Below are 9,456 nucleotides of genomic sequence, written 5' to 3' on the forward strand. Positions count from 1 at the left end.
CTGTTGATGAGCCACTCTGGGAAGAATTGGATAGGAAGCGCGAGGAATACATCCGAATTTATGGAGAAGTGGAGTTGGATGACGATGAGGAAGACGAATGAGACTCTATATCAAAAGTGATTTTAAGAAAAAAATAACCTTTACGACAAGAGAGTTGCTCTGTGAAATGTGGTTTAAGGAATGGCATGGTCATCCTATTACATACTCAAACGTTGGTGATGATGAGATGTTGCAAGACGATTTTTACTTTGTAGTAAGCTTTGATAAATGGCGTTTTTGTGACTCAAGATGGGATAATATCCCCTCTTATGATTTAAACAATCCGTGGAATTCCTATAAATATGAAAATATATCCCTTGAATTTGAAAAAACTTTCATTACAGAGTGGAGAGAACGTGGGGATTATTTACGTATCGCAACTTCTCATATAGATGTTTTAACAGTTGATAAACGTGCGATGTATATTATGGCAGTCGATGTAGCTTCTGCCATTGATGGTCAGATTAGCGAGGATGACAAAGAGACCTGGGTGAATGTAGAGACTTTTAAGGAGTTGCACAAGGATGTTCTTTCACTGACTTATGATGAAGCTGTTGAAATCAGTTTGGAAGAATTAAAGACAATGGTACCGGTAAGAGATCCTCTATGGGTAGAGGAGGAACGGCTTCGAGAAGAATACATCAAAATCCATGGTGAACGTGTTTATGACGATGAGGAAGACGATTGAAATTATATATGCATGATAATAGATGGAATAATGTTCGGTTGAAAGAAGGGATTGCCAACGAATTTGGAAGTCATGTATATGAAAATCTTGAATTAGATTTTGAAGACAATCCAGTAACAGACTATCAAGAAAAAGGAGACTGTCTCCGTTTAGCCTCTACCCACCTTGACCTTCTCACTGTTGATAAACGTGCTTTCTACATTATGGCTATTGAAATTGCGACTGCAATTGACGGTCAGATTAGCGAAGATGATAAAGAGAGCTGGTTAAGTGTAGAGGAATTTAAAAAACGGCATGAGGATATCCTTTCGATGAGTTATGAATAGGCCAATGAGCTGAGTTTGGAAGAAATTCCCTTTATGAACGATGTGAGAGACCCTGTTTGGGCAGAAGATGACCGCAGGAATGAGGAATACATCAAAATCCATGGTGAAGTGGAGTTGGATGACGAGGACGACGAGTGAAACTATATCTTAAAGGTAACTACGAAACTAACATCTATCAAGCCTGTATGGAATATCCTTGGAAAATGTGGTTCAAGGAACGTAAGGGAGTGCAGGTTGAGTTTTCTTATGCACGTGATGATGACTTCTATTTTAGTGTTAGTTTGGATAAATTTTCTTCAAATGATGAGCGTTGGGGAATGGCTGATTTTAGAGTAGGCAACGATCCTTGGGCGACTTTTAAGTATGAAGATATAAATTTAAATTTTGTAGATTCCTATGAAAGTGATGGACGAGAAAAAGGAAACTATCTACGAATCATCACGACTCATAAAGATATTCTAACGGTTGATAAGCGAGCTCTTTATATCATGGCAATTGAGGTAGCCTCTGCCATTGGCGGTCACATTAGCGAAGATGATAAGGAAACATGGCTGAGCATTGAAGAATTTAAAACAAAACATGCAGATTTGTTGCATTTAACCTACAATGAAGCGGTTGACATTAGCTTGAAAGAGATAGAAGCAATGAAAGCTGTTGATGAGCCACTCTGGGAAGAATTGGATCGAAAGCGTGAAGAATACATCCGAATCCATGGAGAAGTGGAGTTGGTTGACGACGAATGAGGCATTCTACTTCAATCTGTAAGCCTTCAGTTGTTTCTGAGGGCTTTTTGATTTCACATTGACTTTTGCAAGCCTTTTCACTACAATAGAACTACAGAAAAGGAGGCGGACATGAACTATATTGAGTTTGCTGAAAATGAGCGTCTGTCCACGATTGTCCTTGGGATGATGCGGATCAGTCAGATGAGTGAAGACGAGGTGGAGGCCTTGGTGGAGGCGGCCTTATCGATTGGGATCAACACTTTTGACCTGGCGGATATCTATGGCAATGGTCAGTGTGAGATCCTGCTGGGGAAGGTTCTCAAGGGCCGTCCGGATCTTCGGGATCAGATGTGGATCCAGTCTAAGTGTGGGATTCGCAAAGACGGCTTTACCTATTTTGATTTTTCTAAGGACTATATTTTGGACTCCGTCAATGGCATCCTCGAGCGTTTGCAGATTGAGCGCTTAGATAGTCTCCTCCTTCACCGACCGGATGCCCTCATGGAGCCGGAAGAAGTGGCGGCAGCTTTTGATCACTTGGAGCAAGCGGGCAAGGTCCGTCATTTTGGGGTGTCCAATCAAAATCCTATGATGATGGAATTGCTCAAAACGGCTGTCAAACAGCCTCTCAAGGTCAACCAGTTGCAGTTGAGTGCCGCCTTTACGCCTAGCTTTGAGGCTGGTTTTCATGTCAACATGGAAGGGCCAAAAGCAGCCGTGCGAGATGGCAGTGTCTTTGAATATTGTCGCTTAACCGATACGGTGATTCAAGCCTGGTCTGCCCTCCAGCATGGCTATTTTAAGGGGAACTTTGTCGGCAAGGAAGAGTTTGCGGCCCTCAATCATGTCCTCAATGACTTGGCGAAGAAATACCAGGTCACTCCGACAGCCATCGCCCTTGCTTGGGTCCTCCGCTATCCGGGTAAGATGCAGGCTGTCATCGGAACGACCAAACCCCAGCATGTCCTTGAAGCAGGGAAAGCAGCAACAGTCACTCTAACCCGCAAGGAATGGTACCAAATCTACTTGGCTGCAGGAAATGATTTGCCTTAGAATCTTGTTAGTAGACCAGACTTCACTTGTATCAGTGGGCTGGTCTTTTGTTTTATACTTTACGAATTTTTCTTGACAAGTCTTTCTTTTTTATGGTATTCTTTATGCAACAAGTGTTGCGCAACAAATGTTGCGCGAAAGGAGTCTTATGCCACCAAAGGTTAAATTCAGTAAAGAGGCTATCATTGGGACAGCTTTACAATTGGTGAGAGAAGAGGGCATGGCTAGCTTGACAGCTCGAGCATTAGCGGAGAAACTGGGAGCTACACCGAGAGTCATTTTTGGGCAATTTGCTAATATGGCTGAGTTACAAGCAGAGGTTATTGGTGCTGCGGAAATGGTCGTGGTGGAGTATATTCGCAAGGCCTTAGAAGATGAGAAGCCTTTTCGATCTGTCGGGGTTGCTTATATCCTTTTCGCCTCAAAAGAGCCCCAACTATTTCAATTGCTTTTCCAAAATCCTAGCAAAGAGCCGATTCGTCGCTTTCAAGATTTTCTTCCTATGAAGGATTATAGTTACCAATTGGTTCTGGATTCGATTGTCGCAGACTATCCGTTGACGTTAGAGGAGGCTAGTCGCTTGTACCAGCATCTATTTATCTACTCACACGGGATGGCCTCTATGGTTGCTTCTGGTATTTATCAGTTTAGCATGGAAGAAGTGATTGGATTACTGACAGAGGTTTTTCAATCTCTCATCAAAGAAATGGTAGGAAAGAAATGATTCAACTAGAAAATGTTCAAAAAAGCTATGGCCAAACCAAGGTTTTAAAAGGGATTGATTTGCAGATTCAAGACCAGGATGATGTGGTTATCCTAGGCCCTTCTGGATCAGGAAAGTCAACTCTCTTAAACGTATTATCCGGATTAGAAAAGGTAGATGAGGGGCATATCCTCATTCAAGGACAGGATTTATCGCAACTCACGGATGCGCAATTGACAGCCTTTAGACGTGAGAAGATCGCCTTTATTTTTCAGCAGTATTATTTATTACCGAATCTCACGGTTAGACAGAATGTAAAGATGGGAGCTGATCTGGCAAACAATCATGATTTTTTGCAGATCATCGAGGATTTGGGTCTTGGCGATAAGCTGGACAAGTATCCAAGTGAATTGTCGGGTGGGGAACAGCAGAGAGTCTCCATTGCTCGTGCCTTGGCCAAAAAGCCAGAGATTCTCTTCTTAGATGAGCCGACGGGGGCCCTAGATGAAGAAACAGGGCGCAAGATTCTCGACTATATCTGGAAGTTAAAGGAAAAGCTAGGCTTTACCCTCATTATGGTGACGCACAACCAAAATATTGCGGATATGGCCAGAACCATCATTCGTGTCAATAGTGGCAAGATTATCGAAGTTGTGACCAATGATCAGCCTCAGACTGCCTATGAGATTGGATGGTAAGCTATGTTTTCAGTAAAAGATATTCGAAAATTAGTTGTCGTTAGTATCATTGGAGTCTGTGCGGTCTTTGTGGCCAATCTCTTCTTGAATTTTTACCTGGATATCGAGCAGTTGGAGATTTCTAAATCCAATCCGATGATTCAGACCTACTATGATGCCCAGGTTTCGCTATCTTGGATGGTGGCCATGGTCAGTGGGGTCGTCTTGTCCTTGACGTCGATCCTTCTCATGTGTTTTTATATCAAACAATTTGTTGATGACCACAAGGAACAATTAGGGATTTTAAAGGCTTTAGGCTATAGCAATAGCCAGTTGGCGAAACGATTTTGGGCTTTTGGACTCAGTTTTGGAGTTGGAGCACTTCTTGGCTATTTCGCTTCTTTTCTTATGATGGGTCATTTTTATGACTTTCGCAATGAGAAGGGGATTCTGCCAGACATTACCATTCATTTTCATTGGCAGCTCTTGGTCGCTTTGGTGATGCTGCCAACGACTTTCTTTATGGTCCTTGCGATTGGCTATGCTAGAAGACAACTACAAACGCCGGCCCTTCGCTTATTGAAAAAATCCCCAAGTCCAATCAAGGTCAAAAGGAGAAAAAGGGCTTCTAAGAAAGAGAAATCCTTCCTAAAAGAGCTGTCTTCGTCGCTGATTTGGGGGAGAAAATCGATCCTGTTTTTTGTGGTCTTTGGCTCTATGTGTTTTGCGGCCATGGTTCAATTGTCTTTTGGCCTAAGGGACTACACAGATGACATCATCCAAACGATGATGATTATGATTGGTTTGATCCTTTCTTTCTCAATCCTCTTTTTGTCATTGGGAATTGTCGTTTCAGAAAGTCGCGAAACCTTGGCTCTTATGAAGGCTTTTGGCTACACCGATCGTGAATGCCAAAGTCATATTCTCGCTCCTTATCGTTTCTGGGCTTATCTAGGATTTGCCCTTGGGACGGCTTATCAATACGGCATCATGGAAATCTTGATTGGTGTGATCAAAGATACGGTACCTGAAAAGATTGAGCACAACTTTGACTGGAATGTGTGCTTTTGGACTTTGCTCGGTTTTGCGGTGGTTTATGAAAGCCTCTTTTATCTATCCAACAGAAAACTCCAAAAACAAACCATCAAAGAAGTGCTCTTAGCTGAATAAATAGAAAAGAGAGTGGGACAGAAATTGGTAATTCGTTAGAATTCGATTTCGTCGTCCCCCCTCCGCACAGTTGAGTAGGGCTGTAAAAGCTGATGAAATCAGCGTAGTAGAGCCCAGTCAACCGCTGCGTCTTGCTCGACAATTCAAAGACAACTGAGAGGCTAGGACTTTTGTCCCAGCCTCATTTGTTCTAGATCAACAGAAAAACGGATGCTGTCTAAAAATCTTGCATTTTTTTGCAATTTAGGTTACAATGAAGACTATAAAAAATGCGTAATCCCTAGGGTCTTTCCCTCAGGGAATTTTGTGTGTTTTGACCAATTTTTCAGTGGAAAAAAGCTTTGCTTCTACCGCAGAAAAAAGTATGAAAAACTATGGAGGTAATAATGATTCGATCCTTAATTTCCGAGATCAAAGAATTCAAGAAGCCCTCGATTTTGGCTTCCTTGTTCATGGTCTTTGAAGTCATGTTTGAGATTTCGATTCCCTTTGTCATGGCGAGTCTTTTGGACCAAGGTGTTCAACAAAGAAACATGAACAATATTTTGTTTTACGGTGGGCTCATGCTGGTCTGTGCCTTTCTCTCCCTCTTTTGTGGGATGCAGTCTGCCCGTTATGGCGCCTATGCATCGGCTGGTTTTGCCAAAAACCTTCGTCGGGCTATTTTCAAAAAGGTTCAAACCTTCTCATTTGAGAATATTGATCAGTTCTCATCTGGTGGTCTGGTTACTCGGATGATGACGGACGTGACCAATGTGCAAAATGCTTATCAAATGGTCATCCGGATCTGTGTGCGGGCACCGCTCAATTTGATCTTTGCCATTGTGGCTTGTTTCTTGATCAATCCGGAAATGGCCATGATCTTTGTCTATGTGACCATCTTTTTGGCAGCGGTCTTAAGCATCATTATGAAGATTGTGTATCCGCTCTTTACAGAAGTATTTGAAGCTTATGACAATCTCAACAACAGCATTCAGGAAAACATCACCAATATGCGAGTGGTGAAGTCCTACGTTAAGGAAGCAGATGAAACGGTTAAATTCAAGAAGGCTTCGCGTTTGATTTATAACATGTTTATGAAGGCTATCCGTGTCGTTGTCTTGAGTAGCCCAGCTATGATGCTTTCCATGTATGCTTCTTTCCTTTTGATCTCTTGGATTGGGGCTCATCTGATCGTTGGTGGCCAACTCTCCACTGGGAATCTGACTTCTATGTTTAGCTACACCATGACCATTCTCATGTCGCTCATGATGTTTATGATGATCTTTGTCATGTTGTCGATTTCCATGGCCTCTGTCGAGCGGATCAATGAAGTCTTGACGACCAAAACGACGATTGACTCTCCAGAAAATGGGATCAAAGAAGTTGCTGATGGTTCCATCAACTTTGAGGATGTGACCTTTGCTTATACCGATGAAAATGGCGACAAGACCCATGTCTTACAAGGGATTAATCTTTCTATTCGTTCAGGGGAAGTGATTGGTATCTTGGGAGGAACAGGATCAGGAAAATCAAGCTTGGTGCAGTTGATTCCTCGTCTCTATGATGTCGAGTCTGGTCGGGTGACAGTAGCAGGCCACGATGTCAAAGAATACGATCTTGATTCCCTTCGTAAGCAAGTGGCCATGGTTCTTCAGACCAATGTCCTTTTCTCTGGTACGATTAAAGAAAATATGCGCTGGGGAAATAAGGATGCGACAGATGAAGAGATCATCGCAGCTTGTAAGATTGCCCAAGCCGATGAATTTATTCAAGATTTCAAAGATGGCTATGACACTATGATTGAGCGTGGGGGATCCAATGTCTCCGGTGGCCAACGCCAGCGTCTCTGTATCGCGCGTGCCCTTCTCATGAATCCGAAGATCTTGATCTTGGATGATTCGACTTCGGCGGTCGATACCAAGACGGATAGTTTGATCCGTCAAGGATTGGCAACCAGTTTGAAAGAGACTACCAAAATCATCATTGGTCAACGAATTTCCTCTATTCAAGATGCAGATCGCATCATCGTGATGAATGATGGCCAAATCGATGCGATCGGTCGTCATGAGGAATTGCTTGCGACCAATGCCATCTACCAAGAAGTATATGAAATGCAAACACAAGGGAAAGGAGAAGCAGATGAAAACTAAGAAAAAAGCAAATCTAGGCTCTATCCTTCGCCTGCTCGACTTCCTTTGGAAAAACTACAAGGTGTCCTTGATTGTTTCCTTTATCTTAATTATTCTATCGTCACTTGCGACGGTCAATGTGACAGCTTCGATTCAGTCCTTGGTCGACGTCTATGTGGAGCCCATGCTGACAAGCAACAGCCATGATTTTGGACCGCTCTTGTCCTTCTTGACACGAGTTGGTTTGATCTGTTTGATCGGGGTACTTGCCAACTATGGCTTTACCTTGATTATGGCGACTGTTTCACAAGACTCACTTAGAAGTCTTCGAAATCAGTTGTTTGCTCGCATGCAAAAACTGCCCGTTCGTTACTTTGATACCCACCAACACGGGGACATCATGTCTATCTATACCAATGATATTGATGCTCTTCGCCAAGCGATTGAACAATCCATTCCTCAACTCTTATCCTCAGCGATTACCATCCTTGGGGTAACGATTACCATGCTGACGGTTAGTCCACTCCTGTTCTTGATTGTTCTTTTCATGGTTATCGTCATGGTCTTTATCATCAAGGATGTTTCTGGTAAATCAGGTCGTTACTTTGGGGCCCAACAAAAGAACTTGGGGATTGAGAACGGCTTTATTGAAGAAATGATGTCTGGTCAAAAAGTGGTCAAGGCCTTTGTGCACGAATCTGAAAGCATTGAAGATTTTGATCGGATCAATGACCAGCTCTTTGAATCCTCTTATCTAGCCAATCGCTATGCCAATGTCCTCATGCCGATTCTTGGGAACTTGGGAAATGTTTCCTTTGTTCTGACAGCCTTGATCGGTGGACTATTTGCGCTAAACGGCGTCGGTGGTTTAACCATTGGTGGTCTCATGGCCTTTCTGCAATTGAACCGTTCCTTTACAGGTCCGATTGCCCAGGTTTCTCAACAATTGAACTTTGTCCTCATGGCCTTGGCTGGTGGAGATCGTGTCTTTGATCTTTTGGACGAAGAAGAAGAAGTCGACCAAGGAAAAGTGACGTTGGTCAATTATGAACTGGTCGATGGAGAAATGGTCGAAACCGATCAGAAAACCAACAAATGGGCTTGGAAACACCCTCGTCCAAATGGGGATTACCAGCTTGTGAAAATGGTCGGAAATGTGGTCTTTGATGATGTTGACTTCTCTTATGATGGGAAGAAACAAATCCTTCATGGCATCAACTTGTACGCGGATAAGGGTCAAAAAGTGGCCTTTGTCGGAGCGACTGGTGCAGGAAAGACAACCATCACCAACTTGATCAACCGCTTCTATGATATCCAATCCGGAATGATTACTTATGATGGGATCGATATTAAATTGATTGAGAAAGATTCTCTGCGTCGTTCCCTCGGAATCGTTCTTCAAGATACCCACTTATTCACTGGTACGATTGCGGAAAACATCGCTTATGGCCGTGCTGATGCAACACGGGAAGAAATCCTTGAAGCAGCTCGGATTGCCAATGTGGATTCCTTTGTTAAGCACTTGGATCAGGGCTATGAGACAGTCTTGACGGATGATGGGGCTGGCCTATCAAATGGTCAACGACAATTGATCGCCATTGCCCGTGCAGCCCTTGCCAATGCGCCTGTCTTGATTCTGGACGAAGCGACGTCTTCGATTGATTCACGGACAGAGAAGATGGTGCAAGAAGGGATGGATCGCCTGATGGAAGGTCGGACAGTCTTTGTTATCGCCCACCGTCTATCGACGATTGTCAATTCCGATGTCATCATAGTGATGGACCACGGACGCATTATCGAACGAGGCAACCATGCTTCCTTGATGGCAGAACGTGGCACCTATTACCGCTTGTACACCGGTGGACTTGAAATTGATTAATAATAAAAAAAGCTTGAGCGTTAGCTCAGGCTTTTTTGGCTTATGGATAATGACTTCTTAGAAACTTTCCTTAGGTGAGTACGGA

Annotated in this window: 8 protein-coding genes and 1 pseudogene; all 9 read left to right on the top strand. The window is 43.2% G+C overall.

The features are described from left to right. Window positions 1-97: 97 nt before the first annotated feature. The 9 genes and pseudogenes from HMPREF2686_RS00355 to HMPREF2686_RS00395 all read left to right on the top strand — a co-directional run bounded on the left by HMPREF2686_RS00355 (window position 98) and on the right by HMPREF2686_RS00395 (window position 9,371). Window positions 98-727: a hypothetical protein gene (locus HMPREF2686_RS00355; RefSeq protein ID WP_070448780.1), complete on the top strand. Its 630-nt coding sequence runs from the start codon at window positions 98-100 to the stop codon at window positions 725-727. Then, window positions 721-1,191, top strand: a pseudogene (locus tag HMPREF2686_RS00360) (hypothetical protein); the annotation flags it as partial. The gene HMPREF2686_RS00355 and the pseudogene HMPREF2686_RS00360, both read left to right, overlap by 7 nt. Further along, entirely contained in the window at window positions 1,188-1,796 is a 609-nt protein-coding gene (locus HMPREF2686_RS00365) for a hypothetical protein (protein WP_003007937.1), read from the top strand. The pseudogene HMPREF2686_RS00360 and the gene HMPREF2686_RS00365, both read left to right, overlap by 4 nt. Window positions 1,797-1,907: 111 nt before the next feature. Then, window positions 1,908-2,831, top strand: coding sequence for an aldo/keto reductase (locus HMPREF2686_RS00370; RefSeq protein WP_003007935.1), 924 nt, complete (start codon window positions 1,908-1,910; stop codon window positions 2,829-2,831). A 148-nt stretch (window positions 2,832-2,979) separates the two neighbouring features. Then, window positions 2,980-3,555, top strand: a complete 576-nt coding sequence (locus tag HMPREF2686_RS00375; RefSeq protein WP_070448782.1) for a TetR/AcrR family transcriptional regulator — start codon at window positions 2,980-2,982, stop codon at window positions 3,553-3,555. Further along, window positions 3,552-4,232, top strand: a complete 681-nt coding sequence (locus tag HMPREF2686_RS00380) for an ABC transporter ATP-binding protein (protein ID WP_070448784.1) — start codon at window positions 3,552-3,554, stop codon at window positions 4,230-4,232. The genes HMPREF2686_RS00375 and HMPREF2686_RS00380 overlap by 4 nt, the downstream gene beginning before the upstream one ends. 3 nt (window positions 4,233-4,235) lie before the next feature. Further along, window positions 4,236-5,381 carry an FtsX-like permease family protein gene (locus tag HMPREF2686_RS00385; protein WP_070448786.1) on the top strand — a complete coding sequence of 382 codons (1,146 nt, stop codon included), beginning with the start codon at window positions 4,236-4,238 and terminating at the stop codon, window positions 5,379-5,381. Between the two features lie 386 nt (window positions 5,382-5,767). Continuing rightward, window positions 5,768-7,513, top strand: a complete 1,746-nt coding sequence (locus HMPREF2686_RS00390) for an ABC transporter ATP-binding protein (protein WP_049483017.1) — start codon at window positions 5,768-5,770, stop codon at window positions 7,511-7,513. Then, window positions 7,503-9,371, top strand: a complete 1,869-nt coding sequence (locus tag HMPREF2686_RS00395) for an ABC transporter ATP-binding protein (protein ID WP_049485666.1) — start codon at window positions 7,503-7,505, stop codon at window positions 9,369-9,371. The genes HMPREF2686_RS00390 and HMPREF2686_RS00395 overlap by 11 nt, the downstream gene beginning before the upstream one ends. Window positions 9,372-9,456: the final 85 nt, after the last annotated feature.

Origin of the sequence: Streptococcus sp. HMSC057G03 (assembly GCF_001808745.1) — a bacterium.
GTDB lineage: Bacteria > Bacillota > Bacilli > Lactobacillales > Streptococcaceae > Streptococcus > Streptococcus parasanguinis_Z.

Bases quoted from the DNA above. Each gene is read 5' to 3' on its own strand.
- HMPREF2686_RS00385 (WP_070448786.1), top strand. From the start codon at position 4,236: ATGTTTTCAGTAAAAGATATTCGAAAATTAGTTGTCGTTAGTATCATT.
- HMPREF2686_RS00370 (WP_003007935.1), top strand. From the start codon at position 1,908: ATGAACTATATTGAGTTTGCTGAAAATGAGCGTCTGTCCACGATTGTC.
- HMPREF2686_RS00375 (WP_070448782.1), top strand. From the start codon at position 2,980: ATGCCACCAAAGGTTAAATTCAGTAAAGAGGCTATCATTGGGACAGCT.
- HMPREF2686_RS00380 (WP_070448784.1), top strand. From the start codon at position 3,552: ATGATTCAACTAGAAAATGTTCAAAAAAGCTATGGCCAAACCAAGGTT.
- HMPREF2686_RS00390 (WP_049483017.1), top strand. From the start codon at position 5,768: ATGATTCGATCCTTAATTTCCGAGATCAAAGAATTCAAGAAGCCCTCG.
- HMPREF2686_RS00355 (WP_070448780.1), top strand. From the start codon at position 98: ATGAGACTCTATATCAAAAGTGATTTTAAGAAAAAAATAACCTTTACG.
- HMPREF2686_RS00395 (WP_049485666.1), top strand. From the start codon at position 7,503: ATGAAAACTAAGAAAAAAGCAAATCTAGGCTCTATCCTTCGCCTGCTC.